General features: G+C 73.8%; 15 protein-coding genes. 7 read left to right on the plus strand and 8 right to left on the minus strand.

Annotated features, from left to right (window positions below; translation table 11 throughout):
* From RLT57_RS21960 to RLT57_RS21985, 6 genes are all read right to left on the minus strand, one after another.
* Complete coding sequence (locus RLT57_RS21960; protein WP_311298994.1) at positions 1-432, minus strand: DUF4097 family beta strand repeat-containing protein; 432 nt, start codon at positions 430-432, stop codon at positions 1-3.
* A 153-nt stretch (positions 433-585) separates the two neighbouring features.
* Complete coding sequence (locus tag RLT57_RS21965; RefSeq protein WP_311298995.1) at positions 586-774, minus strand: DUF6104 family protein; 189 nt, start codon at positions 772-774, stop codon at positions 586-588.
* Positions 775-992: 218 nt separating this feature from the next.
* Positions 993-4,907: a multifunctional oxoglutarate decarboxylase/oxoglutarate dehydrogenase thiamine pyrophosphate-binding subunit/dihydrolipoyllysine-residue succinyltransferase subunit gene (locus RLT57_RS21970; protein WP_311298996.1), complete on the minus strand. Its 3,915-nt coding sequence runs from the start codon at positions 4,905-4,907 to the stop codon at positions 993-995.
* A gap of 254 nt (positions 4,908-5,161) precedes the next feature.
* The gene (locus RLT57_RS21975; RefSeq protein WP_311298997.1) at positions 5,162-6,283 is read right to left on the minus strand and encodes a HAMP domain-containing sensor histidine kinase; all 1,122 of its coding nucleotides are present in this window, start codon (positions 6,281-6,283) and stop codon (positions 5,162-5,164) included.
* Positions 6,280-6,993, minus strand: a complete 714-nt coding sequence (locus RLT57_RS21980; protein WP_311298998.1) for a response regulator transcription factor — start codon at positions 6,991-6,993, stop codon at positions 6,280-6,282. The genes RLT57_RS21975 and RLT57_RS21980 overlap by 4 nt, the downstream gene beginning before the upstream one ends.
* 70 nt (positions 6,994-7,063) lie before the next feature.
* On the minus strand, positions 7,064-7,813 hold the full coding sequence (locus RLT57_RS21985; RefSeq protein WP_311299000.1) for a spermidine synthase: 750 nt from the start codon (positions 7,811-7,813) through the stop codon (positions 7,064-7,066).
* Between the two features lie 229 nt (positions 7,814-8,042).
* Between RLT57_RS21985 and RLT57_RS21990 the strand changes: the two genes are divergently transcribed.
* Positions 8,043-9,032 carry a class I SAM-dependent methyltransferase gene (locus RLT57_RS21990; RefSeq protein WP_311299001.1) on the plus strand — a complete coding sequence of 330 codons (990 nt, stop codon included), beginning with the start codon at positions 8,043-8,045 and terminating at the stop codon, positions 9,030-9,032.
* A 151-nt stretch (positions 9,033-9,183) separates the two neighbouring features.
* On the plus strand, positions 9,184-11,625 hold the full coding sequence (lon, locus tag RLT57_RS21995; RefSeq protein ID WP_311299002.1) for an endopeptidase La: 2,442 nt from the start codon (positions 9,184-9,186) through the stop codon (positions 11,623-11,625).
* A gap of 103 nt (positions 11,626-11,728) precedes the next feature.
* On the opposite strand, the gene RLT57_RS22000 is transcribed toward lon, so the two are convergent.
* Complete coding sequence (locus RLT57_RS22000) at positions 11,729-12,592, minus strand: lysozyme (RefSeq protein WP_311299003.1); 864 nt, start codon at positions 12,590-12,592, stop codon at positions 11,729-11,731.
* A gap of 306 nt (positions 12,593-12,898) precedes the next feature.
* On the opposite strand from RLT57_RS22000, the gene RLT57_RS22005 reads away from it, so the two are divergent.
* Positions 12,899-13,345 carry a MarR family winged helix-turn-helix transcriptional regulator gene (locus RLT57_RS22005; protein WP_311300805.1) on the plus strand — a complete coding sequence of 149 codons (447 nt, stop codon included), beginning with the start codon at positions 12,899-12,901 and terminating at the stop codon, positions 13,343-13,345.
* 19 nt (positions 13,346-13,364) lie between these two features.
* Here RLT57_RS22005 and RLT57_RS22010 read toward each other — a convergent pair whose 3' ends face one another.
* Complete coding sequence (locus RLT57_RS22010) at positions 13,365-14,135, minus strand: hypothetical protein (RefSeq protein ID WP_311299004.1); 771 nt, start codon at positions 14,133-14,135, stop codon at positions 13,365-13,367.
* Positions 14,136-14,536: 401 nt separating this feature from the next.
* On the opposite strand from RLT57_RS22010, the gene RLT57_RS22015 reads away from it, so the two are divergent.
* The 4 genes from RLT57_RS22015 to RLT57_RS22030 are packed head-to-tail and all read left to right on the plus strand — an operon-like array spanning position 14,537 to position 18,681.
* Entirely contained in the window at positions 14,537-17,206 is a 2,670-nt protein-coding gene (locus tag RLT57_RS22015) for a nitrate- and nitrite sensing domain-containing protein (protein WP_311299005.1), read from the plus strand.
* The gene (locus tag RLT57_RS22020) at positions 17,203-17,700 is read left to right on the plus strand and encodes a roadblock/LC7 domain-containing protein (protein ID WP_311299006.1); all 498 of its coding nucleotides are present in this window, start codon (positions 17,203-17,205) and stop codon (positions 17,698-17,700) included. The genes RLT57_RS22015 and RLT57_RS22020 overlap by 4 nt, the downstream gene beginning before the upstream one ends.
* A complete protein-coding gene (locus tag RLT57_RS22025) occupies positions 17,700-18,092 on the plus strand; it encodes a DUF742 domain-containing protein (protein ID WP_311299007.1) in 393 nt (130 codons plus the stop codon). Before RLT57_RS22020 ends, RLT57_RS22025 begins: the two co-directional genes overlap by 1 nt.
* Positions 18,073-18,681: a GTP-binding protein gene (locus RLT57_RS22030; RefSeq protein WP_311299008.1), complete on the plus strand. Its 609-nt coding sequence runs from the start codon at positions 18,073-18,075 to the stop codon at positions 18,679-18,681. The genes RLT57_RS22025 and RLT57_RS22030 overlap by 20 nt, the downstream gene beginning before the upstream one ends.
* The last annotated feature ends 86 nt before the right edge of the window (positions 18,682-18,767 follow it).

Genomic DNA, 18,767 nt, shown 5'->3' on the forward strand with positions numbered 1-18,767 from the left:
TCAGATGTCCTTTCGCAGCGAGGCAAGCTCCCCGCCCGGTACGCCGGGGCCGTTCGGGCCGTCGGCGGCGTCCCGCGCGTCGTCGAGCGGCGGCCGGCGCAGCAGCGCGATGGCGCCCGAGACGGTGGTGGCCCGCAGCCGGGCGCTCCCGCCGCCGATCCGGCCGGTGATCCGCTGGGGACCCCACTGGCCGGTGACCCGCAGTTCGTCGAAGGCGCAGGAGACCGGCCCGCTGGTGGTGTTGGCGTCCACCTCCGCGTCGCGGGGCTCGGGGATGCGGATGGCGATCTGGCCGGAGACGCTGGTCAGCTTCACCTGGGCGCCGGCGACGTTGACCGCGCCGTTCACGATCCTCACGTTCAGGGTGTCCACCCGTTCGGTGAAGACGAACTTCTCGGGTTCGCCGACCGTCCGCTCCGACGTGCCGCTCATCGTGCCCCTCCTCGGGTACGCCAGCAACGCAACATATCGCGTCTTCGTAAGACACGATATATCGCGTGAGGCGGAAGTCAAGACCCCGGTTGGTGCCGCCGTCCGCCGGCGGCGGTGCGCACGGCATCCGCGGGCGGGGGAGGGAACCCGGGACTACTCCGCGTCCCCGTCGTCCCCGTCGTCCAGCCGGGCCAGCCAGGTCGCCAGCCGCTCCACCGGAATCTCGAACTCCGGATTGAGGTCGACGAATTCCCGCAGCCGGTCGGCGAGCCACTCGAAGGTGACCTCCTCCTCGCCGCGCCGGTCCGCCAGCTCTTCGATGCCGCGGTCGGTGAAGTACAAGGTCTGCTCCGGAAACAGGGTCGGGACGGGCGGGGACGGGCAGGGGCGAACAGGGACGGGCAGGGACGGACGGGGGCGAGGGCGGGTCAGGGCGGGCGGCGACGGGTCAGGACGAGGGGGACGGGACGCACACCGCGGGGACGGGCGGGGGCGGGCGCGGCCGGGGGCCCGTACCGCGAAGGTACGGGCCCCCGGCCGTCGCCCAGACCGACGCGGGATCAGATCTCGAAGACCTCGTTGATCAGCTCGTCCTGCTGCGCCGCGTGCCGCTTCGCGGAGCCGACCGCCGGGGAGGACGACGCCGGACGGGAGACGCGGCGCAGCCGGTCCGCGTTGTCCGGGGCCGCGCCCAGCAGCAGGTCCAGGTGGTCGATCAGGTTGAGTGCGATGAACGGCCAGGCGCCCTGGTTGGCCGGCTCGGCCTGCGCCCAGACGAACTTCTGCGCCTTGCTGTACGGCGCCACCGCGGCCTGGATCTCGGTGCCCGGCAGCGGGTACAGCCGCTCGATCCGGATGAACGCGATGTCGGTCGCGCCGCGCTTGGCCCGCTCCTCGATCAGGTCGTAGTAGACCTTGCCCGAGCAGAACACCACCTTGCGCACCGCGTCCGGCTCCACCGTGGTGTCGCCGATCACCGGCTGGAACTGCCCGGCGGTGAAGTCCTCGGCCTTCGACGCCGCCGCCTTCAGCCGCAGCATCGACTTCGGGGTGAAGACGATCAGCGGCTTGTGGTGCGGGTTGTGCACCTGCCAGCGCAGCAGGTGGAAGTAGTTGGCCGGGGTGGACGGCACGGCGACCGTCATGTTGTTCTGCGCGCACAGCTGGAGGAAGCGCTCGATCCGGGCCGAGGAGTGGTCCGGGCCCTGGCCCTCGTAGCCGTGCGGCAGCAGCAGGGTGACGCCGGAGGTCTGGCCCCACTTCTGCTCGGCCGACGAGATGAACTCGTCCACGATGGTGGCCGCGCCGTTGACGAAGTCGCCGAACTGCGCCTCCCACATCACCAGCGCGTCGGGCCTGGCCAGCGAGTACCCGTACTCGAAGCCCATCGCCGCGTACTCGCTGAGCAGCGAGTCGTAGACGTTGTAGCGGGCCTGGTCCTCCGACAGGTGCTGGAGCGGGGTGTAGTCCGCGCCGGTCCGCCGGTCGATGAGCACCGCGTGCCGCTGGCCGAAGGTGCCGCGCCGGGAGTCCTGGCCGGCCAGCCGGACCGGGGTGCCCTCCAGCAGCAGCGAGCCGATCGCCAGCGTCTCACCCATGCCCCAGTCGATGGTGCCCTCCTCGACCATGGCCGCCCGGCGCTGGAGCTGCGGCAGCAGCCGCGGGTGCACGGTGACCGCCTCGGGGATGTTCACCTGCGACTCGGCGATCCGCTTGACCACCTCGGAGGAGACCGCGGTGGGCACCGGGACCGGGAAGTCCGGCTGCGCGGAGCCGGACTGGCCCGCGGGGCCGGCCGGCGCGGAGGCGGCCTCACGGACCTCGGTGAAGACCTTCTCCAGCTGGCCCTGGTAGTCCTGCAGCGCCTGCTCGGCCTCTTCCAGGGTGATGTCGCCGCGCCCGATCAGCGACTCGGTGTAGAGCTTGCGCACCGAGCGCTTCTTGTCGATCAGGTCGTACATCAGCGGCTGGGTGAAGGCCGGGTTGTCGGACTCGTTGTGGCCGCGGCGACGGTAGCAGATCAGGTCGATCACGACGTCCTTGTTGAACGCCTGCCGGAACTCGAAGGCCAGCCGCGCCACGCGGACCACGGCCTCCGGGTCGTCGCCGTTGACGTGGAAGATCGGCGCCTCGATCATCCGGGCCACGTCGGTGCAGTACATCGAGGAGCGCGCCGACTCCGGGGCGGCGGTGAAGCCGACCTGGTTGTTGATCACCACGTGGATGGTGCCGCCGGTGCGGTAGCCGCGCAGCTGCGACATGTTGAGCGTCTCGGCCACGACGCCCTGGCCGGCGAAGGCCGCGTCGCCGTGCAGCGCGATCGGCAGCACGGTGAAGTCGGTGCCCGCCTTGTTGATGATGTCCTGCTTGGCGCGGGCGATGCCCTCCACCACCGGGTCGACCGCCTCCAGGTGGGAGGGGTTGGCGGCCAGCGAGACCTTGATCTGCTCGCCGTCCAGACCGGTGAAGGTGCCCTGGGCGCCCAGGTGGTACTTCACGTCACCGGAGCCGTGCATCGACTTCGGGTCGAGGTTGCCCTCGAACTCGCGGAAGATCTGCGCGTACGACTTGCCGACGATGTTCGCCAGCACGTTCAGCCGGCCGCGGTGGGCCATGCCGATCACGGTCTCGTCCAGCCGCGACTCGGCGGCGGCGTCGATCACCGCGTCCAGCAGCGGGATGACGGACTCGCCGCCCTCCAGCGAGAACCGCTTCTGGCCGACGTACTTGGTCTGCAGGAAGGTCTCGAACGCCTCCGCCGCGTTCAGCCGGCGCAGGATGCGCAGCTGCTCCTCGCGCTCGGGCTTGGCGTGCGGGCGCTCGATCCGGTCCTGGATCCACCTGCGCTGCTTGGGGTCCTGGATGTGCATGAACTCCACGCCGACCGTGCGGCAGTAGGAGTCGCGCAGCACCCCGAGGATGTCGCGCAGCTTCATCAGGGACTTGCCGGCGAAGCCGCCGACCGCGAACTCCCGCTCCAGGTCCCACAGGGTGAGCCCGTGCTCCAGCACGTCCAGGTCGGGGTGCTTGCGCTGGCGGTACTCCAGCGGGTCGGTGTCGGCCATCACGTGGCCGCGGACCCGGTAGGAGTGGATCAGCTCGAAGACCCGGGCGGCCTTCGTCACGTCGTCGTCGTGCCCGGCGTCGATGTCGGTGCGCCAGCGGACCGGCTCGTACGGGATGCGCAGCGCGGCGAAGACGTCGTCGAAGAAGTCGTTCTCGCCCAGCAGCAGCTGGTTCATGATCCGCAGGAACTCGCCAGAGGCGGCACCCTGGATCACCCGGTGGTCGTAGGTGCTGGTGAGCGTCATGACCTTGGAGATGCCCAGCTTGTTCAGGGTGTCCTGCGAGGTGCCCTGGAACTCGGCCGGGTAGTCCATCGAGCCGACGCCGAGGATCATGCTCTGACCGGGCATCAGCCGCGGCACCGAGTGCACGGTGCCCAGGCCGCCCGGGTTGGTCAGTGAGGCGGTGACACCGCTGAAGTCGTCCATCGTCAGCTTGCCGGCGCGGGCGCGGCGGACGATGTCCTCGTAGGCCTGCCAGAACTCGAAGAAGTTCAGCGTCTCGGCCTTTTTGATGGCCGCGACGACCAGTTGGCGGTCGCCGTTGGCCTTCACCAGGTCGATGGCCAGGCCCAGGTTCACGTGGTCCGGCTTGACCAGGGTGGGCTTGCCGTCCCGCTCGGCGAAGGAGTGGTTCATCGACGGCATGGCCTTGAGGGCCTGCACCATCGCGTACCCGATGAGGTGGGTGAAGGAGACCTTCCCGCCCCGGGCCCGCTTGAGGTGGTTGTTGATGACGATGCGGTTGTCGAACAGCAGCTTCACCGGGACGGCCCGCACCGAGGTTGCGGTGGGCAGTTCCAGCGAGGCGTGCATGTTCTTGGCGACGGCTGCGGCCGGGCCGCGCAGCGTGACGTACTCGGTGGCCGGTTCCGCGGTGGGCGCGGCGCCGTTCGCGGCGGCCTTGGCGGCGGGCGCCGGCGACGGGGCCGGCGCGGCGGCCGGGGTCGCCGGAGCCGCCGGGGGGGCGGTGCTGGCGACCGGGGCGGACGCGGGGGCCTGCGGGGCGGTTGGAGCCGCGGCGGCGGCCGAGCCGTTCACCGGCGGCTTGGGCGTCGTCGCGGCCGTCGCGGTCGCCGCGGGGCTGGCGGCCGGGGTCGCCGGGGTGGGCGGCGTGGCGCCGGGGGCGGCCTTGGTGGTGGCGGATCCGGGGACGCCCGCCACGGCCCGTGCGGCGGCTCCGGACGCCCCGCCCTGGCCGGCGGGGGCGGCCGGCGCGGCGGAGCCGTCCGGCTTGTAGTCGGCGAAGAAGTCCCACCAGGCTCGGTCTACCGAGTTCGGGTCCTGGAGGTACTGCTGGTAGATCTCATCGACGAGCCACTCGTTGGGGCCGAAGCCCGCGGCAGGGCCTTCGCCCTGCGCTTGGTGGTCGGTGGAGACGCTCGAGCTATTGGGGGACTGTGGCGACACGGCGGCAACCGCCCTCTTCCGCTTCACAAAAAAAGATGGTGGACAGCGGAAATAAAGGCTACGCCTTCATGACCCCTGCTCGCAGGCCCGGGGGTCCACTCGTCGCGCAAGTCACACCCGGAACCTGGTTTCACCGCCATTCCTGGCGGGAAAGTGGTCCCTCTTCAGGGTTCACCCGCGCTATGCGGGTAGCGCGCGGGCGTCGACGGCCGCGCGCCGGCCGGGCAGCGCACCTCCATGGTGCCTGAACCGCGTCAATGTTGCACCGAGGGTCCACCTGGAAGGGTGACGAGGATCCGGCAGCCGCGCGGGGATTCGGCCACCTCGATCCGGCCGCCGTGCAGATCCACCGCCCAGCGCGCGATGGCCAGGCCCAGTCCCGTACCGCCGTCGCCGCCCGGGTGGGAGCCGCGGTGGAAGCGGTCGAAGACCCGGACCCGGTCCGCCTCCGGGATGCCGGGCCCCTCGTCGCGAACGTCCAGCAGGAGGCTGCCGGGCGCGGTGCCGCCGCGGGCCCGTACCGTGACCCGGCCGCCGGGCGGGCTGTGCTTGACCGCGTTGTCCACCAGGTTGGCCACCACCTGGTGCAGCCGCTCGCCGTCGGCGTAGGCGACCAGCTCGGGCGGCGAGACGTCCAGGTGCAGGTGGACGTCGGCGCGCGGCCGGGACCGGGAGCCGGTCGGCTTGGCGCTGCCCATGCCCAGGCTCGCGGTCTTGATCACCGCCGACAGGTACGGCCACACCTCGAACCGCTTGGCGTCCAGCCGGACCGCCCCGCTGTCCAGCCGGGACAGGTCCAGCAGCTGGCTGACCAGCTTGCCGAGCCGCTCGGTCTGCTGCAACGCCAGCCGCATGGTCTCCGGGTCGGCGGCCGAGACCCCGTCCACCACGTTCTCCAGCACCGCCCGCAGCGCGGCGATCGGGGTGCGCAGCTCGTGCGAGACGTTCGCCACCAGCTCTTTGCGGTGCCGGTCGGCGGCGGCCAGGTCGGCGGCCATCCGGTTGAAGGTGCCGGCCAGTTCGCCGACCTCGTCGCGGCGCCTGCGGCTCACCCGGCGGCTGTAGTCGCCGCCGGCCATCGCGCGGGCCACCGCGGTCATCTCACGCAGCGGCGCGGTCAGGTTGGTGGCGACGATCTGGCTGATCAGCAGCGAGGCGATGATCGAGAAGATGGTGATCACCCGCAGCTCGGTGGCCGAGCGGATGGCCACCGTCACCAGCAGGGTGGTGATCAGCACCGAGACGATCACCAGCAGCTGAAGCGCCGCCTTGATCGAGCGGAAGGGGTCCCAGGGCCGCAGCGCCGCCCATATCCGCCGCCGCCAGCTCACCGCGCGCCTGGTCCCCCCGCCCGGGGCGGCGGCCTTGGCGCTCATGGCGCCGGGGTCTCCAGCGCGTAGCCCACACCGTGCACGGTACGGATCCGCTCGGCGCCGATCTTGCGGCGCAGCGCCTTGACGTGGCTGTCGACGGTACGGGTGCCGGAGGCGTCGGCCCAGTCCCACACCTCGGCCAGCAGCTGCTCGCGGGAGAGCACCGCCCGCGGCTGCTGGGCGAGGCACACCAGCAGCTCGAACTCGGTGGGGGTCAGGTGGATGTCCGAGCCGCCGACCCGGACCCGGCGCTGGGCGTGGTCGATCTCCAGGTCGCCGAGCTGGATACTGGCGCCGCGCGGGCTGTGCGCCGCGGTCGCCGCGCGCTCCATCCGGCGCAGCAGGACGTGCACCCGGGCAGCCAGCTCCCGCATGGAGAACGGCTTGGTCATGTAGTCGTCGGCGCCCACCCCGAGCCCCACCAGCATGTCGGTCTCGTCGTCGCGGGCGGTGAGCATCAGTACCGGGACCGGCCGGTCGGCCTGCACCCGGCGGCAGACCTCCAGGCCGTCGAAGCCGGGCAGCATCACGTCGAGGACCAGCAGGTCCGGGCGCCAGGAGTGGGCCGAGTCCACGGCGGACGGGCCGTCGCCCGCGGTCCGTACCGAGAATCCCTCCGCCTGCAGCCGGGCCGCGATGGCCTGCGTTATCGTCTGGTCGTCCTCGACGACCAGCACCCGGCGCTGCGCGCCCGGAGTCTGCGTGCTGTCCACTTCCGCCCCACAAAGTCGTCCTGAATACGGGCAGCGTACGGGGCCGTCCGCGGGCCTGACTACGACGCCTTCACGCCGTGACGGCTATGTGCACCACGTCCGGCACCCCGCGGGCGACCTGGATCTCGATGGTGCGCACCCGGTCGAAGCCGGCGTCCCGCAGCGCCGTCTCGAAGGCGGCCGACGGCTGCGCCGACCAGACGGCGAGGACTCCGCCGGGACGGAGGCGGCCCCGGCAGGCGGCGAGGCCGCTGGGAGTGTAGAGACTGTCGTTGTTCTCGGTGACTGTCCAGTCCGGGCCGTTGTCGATGTCCAGGCACAGCGCGTCGTAGGTGTCGGAGGAGGTGCGGACGTACGCCACCAGGTCCTGGTGGAGCACCCGCACCCGGGGGTCGTCCAGCGCGTGCGCGGAGAAGCGGGCCAGCGGCCCGGTCCGGTGCCAGGCCACCACCGCGTCCTCCCGCTCCACCACCGCGATCCGGCCCCAGCGGGGCTCGGCGGCGGCCCTGGCCAGCGAGAAGCCGACGCCGAGGCCGCCGATCAGCAGGTCCGGGCCGCTCGTACGGTCCCCGTCCCCGTTCCGGTCGGGGGTGTGGTCCGGGCCGGACGTACGGCCGCGGTCGCCGTCCCCGTCCAGCGCTTCGAGGGCGGCGTCGACCAGCAGCCGCTCGGACCGGCCGTCGGAGGTGTCCATCAGGAAGCAGCCGTTGGCGATGATCTCGAACCGCTCGCCGCGCCGCCGCAGCACGACTTCGCCGTACGGACCCTCGCGGCGGTCGAGGACGACGGGTGAGGCGGCGGTGTCGGGCGGTGACGGCATGGGTCCATTCTGGCGGAGGCGCGGGGCCGGCGCGGACCGGGAGGCGGGGGCTGTGGACAACTGGCGGGAGGCTGTGGAGAAGCCGGCGGGGGAGCGCACACCGGCGGGTGAAAAGGGGCGCCGCGGGGTCTTCCCGGCGGGCGCCGTTCACGGCCCGCACACCGGGACCTCCGTGAGCGTTGGCCGGCGGGCAATGGACACCGGAGCCGCCCGTGCGTAGGTTCCGCGCATGTCATCCCTTTTCAAGAACCCCGTGGCGCGGCGTCTGCTGCGTCCGGCCGCCTCGTTGGTCGACCAGCGGGTGCAGCGGCCGGTCAGCCGGCTGCGCAAGGACCTCGACCGGGCCGCGTACGGCGACCGTGAGGCCCGCGAGGCGCTCCGCAGGGAGCTGGACGGCCTGCGCGAGGAACTGGGGTCCCTGCGCGAGGAGGTGACCGGGCTGCGCGTCCGGCAGTTCGCCTTCGACCTGCTCTTCGAGCGGGTCGGCCGGTCCGGGAACCGGACGCCCACCCGGCAGGAGCACGAGGAGCTGGTACGGGAGATCGCCGCGGTGTCGGGGAAGGACGCCCGTTTCGCCCGCCGCGACGCCGCGGCCGCCTTCCGCAGCGTCATCGCCCTGGAGTCGCTGGGGCTCGGCCGGCTGGCCGGCACCACCGCGAACGTGTGCGGCAAGCTCGCCGCCATCCCGCTGCTCGACCCGCCCAACGGCGACGTGCTGGAGATCGGCACCCTCTTCGGGCTCTTCTCCGCCGCGATGCTGCGGATGATGCACCGGGCCGGCGTCGAGCCGCGGCTGACCGTCGTCGACCCGCTGGCCGGCAGCCAGCTCCAGCCGGGCACCGCCTCCGGCGCCGAGCCCACCGGCACCCCGGTCCGGCTGGACGTGGTCCGCGCCAACCTCGCCCTCGGCGGCACCGCGGGCGAACTGGCCCGGGTCCACCAGGGCCTGTCCGGCGACCCGGCCGTCCGCGAGGCCGTCTCCGACCGCAAATACGGGGTCATCGTCGTCGACGGCGACCACACGGCGGCGGGGGTGGCCGCAGACCTGGAATGGGCCGAGCTGATCGCCGCTCCCGGCGGCATCGTCGTGCTCGACGACTACGGCGACCCCGGCTGGGCGGGCGTCCAGGAGGCGGCCGACGAGCACCTGGCCGGCCCGACCCGCTTCGAGATGCTCGGCCGGGTGGCCACCTCGGCGTTCCTGCGCGCCCGCGACTGAGAGGCCGCCCGCCGCCCACTGCCGCCCGCCCGCCGACACCCCGCCGCCGCGGGCCGGGGAGATCGCTCTCGGCGAACACGCGGCCGGGAACACCGGAGCCCTTCGCAGCATTGAGCCAGGTGTACTCAACTTGCTTGCAAAGGGAGCGATCATGGCGTTTGAGCCCCGGACCCCCAACCCTCTCACCCTGCCCGTCCTCCCGCTGGACGACGAGGTCGTGCTGCCCGGCATGGTGGTCCCGCTGGACCTGACGGACTCCGAGGTGCGCGCCGCGGTGGAGGCCGCCCAGGCGGCGCACGGCGGGCCGGGGCCGGGGAAGCCCCAGGTACTGCTGGTGCCGCGGGTGGACGGGAAGTACACCGCGGTCGGCACGCTCGGCACCGTCGAGCAGGTCGGCCGGCTGTCGGACGGCGACCCCGGCGCGGTGATCCGCGGCCGGTCCCGGATCAGGATCGGCGCCGGCACCACCGGCCCCGGCGCGGCCCTGTGGGTGGAGGGCACCCCGGTGGCGGAGCCGCCCGCCGCGGAGGCGCCCGGCACCGTCGCCGAGCTGATGAAGGAGTACAAGGCACTGGCCACCAGCTGGCTGCGCAAGCGCGGCGCCTGGCAGGTCGTGGACCGCGTCCAGCAGATCGAGGACGTGGGCCAGCTCGCCGACAACTCCGGCTACAGCCCCTACCTGACCACCGAACAGCGCGTCGAGCTGCTGGAGACCACCGAACCGGTGGCCCGGCTGCGGCTGGCCATCCAGTGGCTGCGCGACCACCTCGCCGAGCAGGACGTGGCCGAGACCATCCGCAAGGACGTGCAGGAGGGCATGGAGAAGCAGCAGCGGGAGTTCCTGCTCCGCCAGCAGCTCGAAGCCGTCCGCAAGGAGCTCGCCGAGCTCAAGGGCGACCCGGAGAACGAGGGCGACGACTACCGCGCCCGGGTGGAGGCCGCCGACCTGCCGGAGAACGTCCGCGAGGCGGCCCTGAAGGAGGTCGGGAAGCTGGAGCGCTCCTCGGACGCCTCCCCCGAGGGCAGCTGGATCCGCACCTGGCTGGACACCGTCCTCGAACTGCCGTGGAACACCACCACCGAGGACACCTACGACGTGGCGGGCGCCCGCGCCGTCCTGGACGCCGACCACGCCGGACTGGACGACGTCAAGGAGCGCATCACCGAGTACCTGGCCGTCCGCAAGCGCCGGGCCGACCGCGGCCTGGGCGTGGTGGGAGGCCGCCGCGGCGGCGCGGTGCTGGCCCTGGTCGGCCCGCCCGGTGTCGGCAAGACCTCGCTCGGCGAGTCGGTGGCCCGCGCCATGGGCCGCACGTTCGTCCGGGTGGCGCTCGGCGGTGTCCGCGACGAGGCGGAGATCCGCGGCCACCGCAGGACGTACGTCGGCGCGCTGCCCGGCCGGATCGTCCGGGCGATCAAGGAGGCCGGGTCGATGAACCCGGTGGTGCTGCTCGACGAGGTCGACAAGGTCGGCTCCGACTACCGGGGCGACCCGGCCGCGGCTCTGCTGGAGGTCCTCGACCCGGCGCAGAACCACACCTTCCGGGACCACTACCTGGAGGTCGAACTGGACCTGTCGGACGTGGTGTTCCTGGCCACCGCCAACGTCCTGGAGGCCATCCCCGAGCCGCTGCTGGACCGGATGGAGCTGGTCCGGCTGGACGGCTACACCGAGGACGAGAAGATCGTCATCGCCCGTGACCACCTGCTGCCGCGTCAGCTGGAGCGGGCCGGACTGGCCGCCGAGGAGGTGGCCCTGGCCGAGGACGCGCTGCGCAGGCTGACCACCGAGTACACCCGTGAGGCGGGCGTGCGGAACCTGGAGCGGACCCTCGCCCGGATCCTGCGGAAGATCGCGGCCCGGCACGAACTGGGCGACCGGCAACTGCCCTTCACCGTGACCTCGGCGGACCTGCGGGCGCTGATCGGCCGGCCGCACCACGTGCCGGAGTCCGCGCAGGACCCGGAGGAGCGGCGGACCGCGGTGCCGGGTGTGGCCACCGGTCTCGCGGTCACCGGGGCGGGCGGTGACGTGCTCTACATCGAGGCGTCGCTGGCCGACCCGGAGTCCGGCGGCGCGGGCCTGCAGCTCACCGGCCAGCTGGGCGACGTGATGAAGGAGTCGGCGCAGATCGCGCTGTCCTTCCTGCGCTCGCACGGCGCCGAGCTGGAGCTGCCGGTCGGCGACCTGAAGGAGCGCGGGGTGCACCTGCACGTGCCGGCCGGCGCCGTCCCCAAGGACGGCCCGAGCGCCGGTGTGACGATGACGTCCGCGCTGGCCTCGCTGCTGTCGGGACGGCGGGTGCGCACCGATGTGGCGATGACCGGTGAGGTGTCGCTGACCGGCCGGGTGCTGCCGATCGGCGGGGTCAAGCAGAAGCTGCTGGCCGCCCACCGGGCCGGGATCACCACGGTGATCATCCCCAAGCGCAACGAGCCCGACCTGGACGACGTTCCGGCCGAGATCCTCCAGGCGCTGGAGGTGCACCCGGTGAGCGACGTGCGCCAGGTACTGAAGCTGGCGCTGGAGCCCGCCGCCGTGACCGCGTCCGCCGCCGCGACCGGCGGGGACCCGGTGCAGGTGGCCGCGTAGGGCCGCCCGCCCCCGCGACCGCGCGGCGGCGCGTCCCAGCCCCCCGCCCGGCGACCGGGCGGGGGGCGGCCCGCGTCCTGGGGCGCCGCGGGAGCGGCGCGGATCAGCCCGCCGCGTACGCCTGGAGCCGGTCCTGCGCGCCGTTGAACCGGTCCTGGTCACCGGGGAAGGTGCCGGAGTCGGCGAACTGCCAGATGGTCTGGTAGCCCCAGCCGGCCGGCAGGGCGCCGACCGCGGTGCTGTAGCGGGCGATCCACAGCGCGTTGGTGCCGGCGAAGGCGGCGCTGTTGCCGGTGCACTGCGTCCACCAGCTGGTGGTGCTGTAGATCGTCGGGTAGCGGCCGGTACGGGCGTGGTACTCGTTGCTGAACGCGGAGATCCAGCCGACCATGCCGCTGGCGCTCAGCCCGTAGCAGGTCGCGCCGTACGGGTTGTACTCGATGTCCAGCGCGCCCGGCAGCGTCCTGCCGTCGGCCGACCAGCCGCCGCCGTGCGCGATGAAGTAGTCGGCCTGGGTGGCGCCGGCCGAGACGTCCGGCAGGGCGAAGTGGTACGAGCCGCGGACCATGCCGACGTTGTAGGAGCCGTTGTACTGCTGGGCGAACGACGGGCTGGTGTACGAGACGCCCTCGGTGGCCTTGACATAGGCGAACCGGGCGCCGGCCGCCCAGGTGGCCGCCCAGTCGACGCTGCCCTGGTAGTTCGAGACGTCCAGGCCCGGCGTCTGGGTGGCCAGCAGGGACGCCGCGCCGCCGCCGGCCGGGCGGGCGGAGCCCTCGTGGGCGCGGACGGTGGAGCCCATCCAGTCCAGGTCGGGGTGGGCGAGGCGGCCGCCGCCGGCCGCGTGGGCGGTCCCCGGGGCGGTCAGGACCAAGGCGAGCAGGGTGACGAAGAGACCGGCCAGCAGCGCGAGCCTGGTCCGGGCCGAGCCGGTGCCGTGCACGACGGAGAGACCTCCGTGGGACATGCGTGCCTCCAGATGGCAGGGGGGGACTCGGCATGACCTTGATTGGGCCATGACAGATCTGACGGTACGTCGGACGCTACGCGCGTGGAAAGAGGGGCCTTGAACCGCCGTTGGTCTACTCCTGCGAAATACTTGGCGCGCTGCGGAAACCGCCGTGGGTGGAGAGAAGTTTCAGGTGTTGAAAGCGGGGAGTCTGTGACCGACGCCGAGGAGCGCGCGCCGGACGGCCGGCGGGAGCCCGCCCGCGTGCCGGACCCGGCGGGTCCGCCCGCCGGCGCGGGAGCCGCCGGCGCCCCGGCGGGCGGGGTGCCGGAGTGGGGGACGGACGCGCTGGAGCGGGAGCTGTCGGTGCTGTTCCGGCGGGCCGGGGCGGCGTCCGGCGAACTGGCCAGGGCGGTGCACCCGGAGCTGGAGCCGGCCGCGTACGGACTGCTGGCCCGGCTGGCGGAGGCCGAGCCGGCCCGCGCCACCGACCTGGCCGGGTACTTCGGGGTCGGCAAGGCCACCATGAGCCGGCAGCTGCGCGCCCTGGAGGAGCTCGGCCTGGTCGCCCGCGAGCCCGACCCCGCCGACGGCCGCGCCTACCTGATGCGGCTGACCGCCGAGGGCGGCGACCGCTTCACCCGGGTCCGCACCGCCCGCCGCGAGCAGTATCTGCGCCGGCTGGCCGCCTGGGACCAGGCCGAGGTCGCCGAACTCTCCAGGCTGCTGCACGAGCTGAACGGCCTTCCGTTCGGCGAGGGCCCCCCGTAGCCGCCGCGGCCGACGGCCCTCAGAACTCCACCAGCACCGCCGTGGCGTCGTCGTAGGGTTTGCCGCGGGGCACGCGCACTCCCGCCGGGTCGGCGTCCTCCAGGGACCGCACGCGGGCGATCAGGGCCCGCGGACCCGCCTCCTGGAGCAGGGCGAAGACGCCCGGCCAGTCGTCGCCGCCGAAGACCTCCACGCCCCGGGCCGCGCCGTCGGTGAGCGCCGCCAGCGCCCGTACCCCGGCGGCCGGGGTACGGCCGGTCACCGCGCGGGAGACCACCGCCGGGTCCGCGGCGGCGGTGAAGAAGCCGCCGTCCAGATTGCGCAGCGGCGCCACCGGCACGCCCGCCGCCCGCAGCCGGTCGATCCGGTCGTCCAGTACCGGCGTCACCGAGCCGTCCGGCGCCTGGAGAAGCAGCGCCGAGTCCGACAGCACCAGGTGCTCCACCTCCGCCCCGCCCCAGCGCACCGCGACCACCGTGGCCTGTGGGGTCAGTGGGTGAGAAAGATCACAGGTCGCGCGATGCGCGTCGGCGGTGCGGGAGATGGCCTCGGCGAGACACGCGGCCAAGGGCACCGCGGGCCGCGCGACGGACAGTTCGAGCAGCGCGCCGCCCAGCCGGGCGGTGAACCAGGGCACCGAGTGGCGGCAGTCCCCGTTGCCGGGCGGGGGCGTCACCCCGTCCAGCAGGACCACCGTCCCGCCCCGCCCGCCGGCGGGCAGCGCGACGGACACGAAGTCCTCGTTGGGCACCTCGGGGCGGCCGGGTTCGGTCGCCGTCTCGATCCGCATGCGGCCAGTGTGCCGGACCCCCGGCGGTTCCCGCCGGCACCGGCCGGTACCGGCGGCTCCCGGCGGCCGGGAGAGCCGCGCACCCGGTCCGGACCAAGATCACCGTGGCTGCGGGTGCGTATCCTGCCAAAGCCCGCTGCCGGACGCCAGGGGACCGCCGGGCCGGGGCAGTCTGGCCCCCGGTGCCGGACTTGTCGGTCAACTCACCTGTGCGATTCACTCGTTCGGGTGTCCGGGGGAGGGACGCCTGGCCCCCCTCCCGGCAGGGCTGCAAGGGTCGGAGGGACTTCTGCATATTCCCGGGGGACACCCCGGCCCCGGCCCCGGGCGATACGTGATTGCGAGCACCGACATTGCGTGAAGGACGTCACCCGCGACGCGAAGGGCGGGTCAGGCGGCGCATGCTCGCCGCGCTGCTCGGCTGCGCCGCCGCGCTCCTGGCCGCCGCCACGCCGGGCGTGGCCCTCGCCGGGCACGACCTGTCAGCGGCCCAGGAGCAGGTGGACGCGGCCCGGCTGGCCGCCCGCGCCGTCGTACTGGCCCACGACCTCGCCGACGAGCGGGACGACGCGGCGATCCGCGCGGGCGGCGGCCCCGTCGGCCGGGACCGGCTGGCCACCGACCGGTCGAACGCCGACCGCCAGGCCCGGGACGTGGCTCCCGGCGCACCCGCCGAGGTGCGGACCGCGCTGGCCGCGCTGCCCGCCGCCCGCGCGGCGGCCGACAGCGGCAAAGGCGGCCCGCAGGCCGTCGTCGCCGGCTACCAGCCGCTGATCGACGCCCTCGGCAGACTCTGCGGACCGGTCACCGCGCCGCTCGGCCGGGCGGTGGACGCCGCCGCCCGGCAGCGCGGACTGCTGGTCGGCGCGCTCGCCGCCGGCGGCAGCCGGCGCGGCCCGGTCGCCGCCGCGCAGGCCGCGCACCTCCAGGAGCAGGCCGCGCTCGCCGACTTCCGGGCCACCGCGCCCGCCGCCCTGCGCGCCCGCTACGACCAGACGGTCAACGGCGCCGACGCCGCCGCCGCGGACCGCGACCTCGCCGAACTCCTCGACGGCCCCGCGCTCACCGGCGCCGACCGCGGACTGGGCGCCGACGCCACCGACCGGGCGCTCACCGCCCGGCTCGCCCTGATGCGCAGCGTCGAGGCGTCCGCGGCGGCCGACGAGGCCCGGCGGGCCGCCGACCACCGCGACCACCAGGTCACCGTCCTGGAACTGCGGGTCGCGCTGGTCGCGCTGTGCCTGATCCTGTTCGCCGGCGTGCTCGTCTCGCTGTTCCGCAGCGTCACCCGGCCGCTGGCCGCGCTGCACCGCTGGTCGCGTGCGGACGGCGAGAGCGGCCAGGGCGCCAGGGTGCTCGGCCGCGACGAGTTCGCCGCCGTCGCCCGGCGGGCCAACGCGCTCACCCAGGAAGCGCAGGCACTGCGCGCCCGGGTCCACGAACTCGCCGCGGAACGCGACGCGCTGTCCGCGGCGCACAACGCGCTGACCGCCGAGCGCGATGGCCTGCTGCGGACCAGGGACGACCTGCTGCGCAGCCGCGAGGAGCTCGCCGGCCGGTTCACCGAGGCCAGCGCCCGCAACGCCGCCCACGTCACCTACGTCAACCTCGGCCTGCGCACCCTCGGCCTGGTCGAGCGCCAACTCGCCCTGATCGAGGCGCTGGAGGACCGCGAGCAGGAGCCGGAACGGCTCGACCAGCTGTTCCGGCTCGACCACCTCGCCACCCGGATGCGCCGCAACAGCGAGAACCTGCTGGTGCTGACCGGCACCGAGCACAGCCACGGCGCCACCGCCCGCCCGGTCGCGCTGGTCGACGTGGCCCGCGCCGCGATCTCCGAGGTCGAGCGGTACGAACGGGTGCACATCCAGACCATGCCCGACGTCCGGGTGGCCGGCCGGGCCGCCGACGACATCAGCCACCTGATCGCCGAACTCCTGGACAACGCGACCGGGTTCTCCGCGCCGGCCGCCTCCGTCCACCTCTCCGGCTGGCTGCTGGAGAACGGCGAGGTGATGCTCTCGGTCGAGGACTCCGGCATCGGGATGCCCGACGAGCGGCTGAACGAGCTCAACGAGCTGCTCGCCGATCCCCGCCCGGCGCCGCCCGGCACCGCCGCCGGCATGGGCCTGTACGTGGTCGCCCGACTGGCCCAGCGGCACGGCGTCCGCACCCAGCTGCGCCCCCAGGCGGTCGGCGGCACCGCGGCCGTCGTGGTCCTGCCGCAGCGGCTGCTGCCCGCGGTCGACCCGCAGGAGCCGCCCGCCACCCCGATCGAGGCCGCGCTGGCCGGCGCCCAGGTCACCGGCCGCCGCGCCGCGCCCGCCCCGGGACCGGACAGCGGCCCCGACACCGCGCCCGCGGCGGCGCGATCCGTTCCGCAGCCGTTCGCCGGGCCCGCCGCCGTACCGCAGGACCGGCCGTCCCCGCTGGCCCGGCGGGTACCGGCCGGGCAGCCCGTGCAGGCGGCGCGACCCGCGCAACCCGCGCAACCCGAGCAGTCCGCCCGCGCCGCCGAAGCCGTGCGGCACGACCGGGCCGGGCCGGAGGCCGGGGCCGGCGGCGAGGCGCCGGCCACCAGGAGGCTGCCGCAGCGGGTGCCGCGGCCGGCCGGGATGGGCGACGTGCTCGTACAGGGGCCGCGGCGACCGCGCGGCGGACCGGTGGACGCGGCCGAACTGCGCCGCAAGCTGGGCGGGTTGCAGCGGGGACTGCAGGCCGGCCGGCGCGACGCCGAGCACGAGATCAGCGCCGGTACCGGCCCGACGGCCGGCCCGGCCGGCGCCGCGGACCAGCCGCCCAGGCCGCGGACCGAGCCGCCGGCGCCGCAGCGCCCCGCCACCCGGCGGCACGCCGCGCCCGGACCGCCGGCACCGGAACCGCTGCCGGCGGCGGCACCGGCCCAGCGGCCCGCGCCCGCGCCCGCACCGCAGCCGCCGCCCGCCGCGTGGCCCGTGCCGCAGTCCGCGCCCGTGCCGGAGGCACCACGGGTACGAAGAAGCACTCAGGGGGACACCGGGGAAGCCGCACACGCAGGCCCAGCTGATAGCGCCGAGGAGGCGACCCGTTGAACGCGGTCCGCACGCACACCAGTGAACTGAGCCACGAAGCACGCAACATCCGGTGGCTGCTGCAGAACTTCGTGGAGGAGGTACCCGGCGTCCACTCGATCGCCGTGGTCTCCTCCGACGGCCTGCTGCTGCTCAGCTCGCAGACCGAGGAGCAGACGGCGCCGGCGGCGCCCGCACCGGACGGCCCGGCGCGGCCGTCGGCCGACAGCCCGATGGACCTGGCCGCGGTGGTCTCCGGCCTGGCCAGCCTCACCGTCGGCGCGGCCCGGCTGATGGACGGCGGCAAGGTCCGGCAGACCACCGTCGCGATGGCGGACGGCATGCTGTTCGTGACCGCCATCAGCGACGGCTCGCTGCTGGGCGTGCACGCCACCGCCGACTGCGACATCACCGTGGTCGGCTACCACATGGCACTGTTCGTCGGCCGGGCCGGGCACGTCCTGACCCCGGCGCTGCGCAGCGAGCTGCGCCAGGTAATGGAGAGTGCCCACTGATGGCCGCCCTGCCCCACCGCGGTGCCGACCGCCGGACGTCCAGGGTCCGGCCCTACACCCTGACCGGCGGCCGAACCCGGTTCGGCCATGTGCTGCTTGTCGAGACCTTCGTCGCTACGATCGACGCTGCGGAGGAACAGCCGGCTCTCACCAGGGGCAGCTGGACCGAGCGTGTCATGCCGGAATTTCGCGCGATCGTCGAACTGTGCCGCAGAATGCGGTCGGTGGCCGAGATCTCCGCGCTGCTGAGCATGCCGCTCGGCGTCGTCCGGGTCCTGATCAGCGATCTGGCCGACCAGGGAAGAATCCGCGTGTACGGCACCGGGCACGGGCCCGGCCGGCCGGACCGCGCACTGCTCGAAAGGGTGCTCAGTGGACTTCGCAGGCTTTGACCAGCAGGAGGGCCTGCAGGACTGGCAGACCGAACGCGGTCGTGCCCCGGTCTCCACGAAGATCGTCGTGGCCGGCGGCTTCGGCGTGGGCAAGACCACGTTCGTCGGCGCGGTCTCCGAGATCACCCCGCTGACCACCGAGGCGGTGATGACACAGGCCAGCGAGGCGGTGGACGACCTGGCCGCGACCCCGGACAAGACGACGACCACGGTCGCCATGGACTTCGGCCGGATCACCCTCGACCAGGATCTGGTGCTGTACGTGTTCGGCACCCCGGGGCAGCAGCGGTTCTGGTTCATGTGGGACGACCTGGTGCGCGGCGCGATAGGCGCGGTGGTGCTCGCCGACACCCGGCGGCTGGCCGACTGCTTCCCCGCGCTGGACTACTTCGAGGGCACCGGTCTGCCGTACACCGTCGCGGTCAACCAGTTCGAGGGCACCGCCGAGTACACGGCCGACGACGTACGGGAGGCGCTGGCCGTGCCGACGCACATCCCGGTGCAGATCATCGACGCCCGCCAGCGGTACTCGGTGGTGGAGGCGCTGCTGTCGCTCGTCGCCCACGCGATGAACGAACAGCCCCTTTAGCCACACCCGTTCGGCCCGATAACGTTGCCGTTATCCATTGCTCTTGCGATTACCAGGCGTAATCCCGACTGCCAGATAGCGAGCCG

This window comes from Streptomyces sp. ITFR-21 (assembly GCF_031844685.1).
Taxonomy (GTDB): Bacteria; Actinomycetota; Actinomycetes; order Streptomycetales; family Streptomycetaceae; genus Actinacidiphila.

Coding starts and splice junctions, on each gene's coding strand:
- RLT57_RS21960 (WP_311298994.1), bottom strand. CDS start 432: ATGAGCGGCACGTCGGAGCGGACGGTCGGCGAACCCGAGAAGTTCGTC.
- RLT57_RS21975 (WP_311298997.1), bottom strand. CDS start 6,283: ATGAGCGCCAAGGCCGCCGCCCCGGGCGGGGGGACCAGGCGCGCGGTG.
- RLT57_RS21985 (WP_311299000.1), bottom strand. CDS start 7,813: ATGCCGTCACCGCCCGACACCGCCGCCTCACCCGTCGTCCTCGACCGC.
- RLT57_RS21990 (WP_311299001.1), top strand. CDS start 8,043: ATGTCATCCCTTTTCAAGAACCCCGTGGCGCGGCGTCTGCTGCGTCCG.
- lon (WP_311299002.1), top strand. CDS start 9,184: ATGGCGTTTGAGCCCCGGACCCCCAACCCTCTCACCCTGCCCGTCCTC.
- RLT57_RS22000 (WP_311299003.1), bottom strand. CDS start 12,592: ATGTCCCACGGAGGTCTCTCCGTCGTGCACGGCACCGGCTCGGCCCGG.
- RLT57_RS22010 (WP_311299004.1), bottom strand. CDS start 14,135: ATGCGGATCGAGACGGCGACCGAACCCGGCCGCCCCGAGGTGCCCAAC.
- RLT57_RS22015 (WP_311299005.1), top strand. CDS start 14,537: ATGCTCGCCGCGCTGCTCGGCTGCGCCGCCGCGCTCCTGGCCGCCGCC.
- RLT57_RS22025 (WP_311299007.1), top strand. CDS start 17,700: ATGGCCGCCCTGCCCCACCGCGGTGCCGACCGCCGGACGTCCAGGGTC.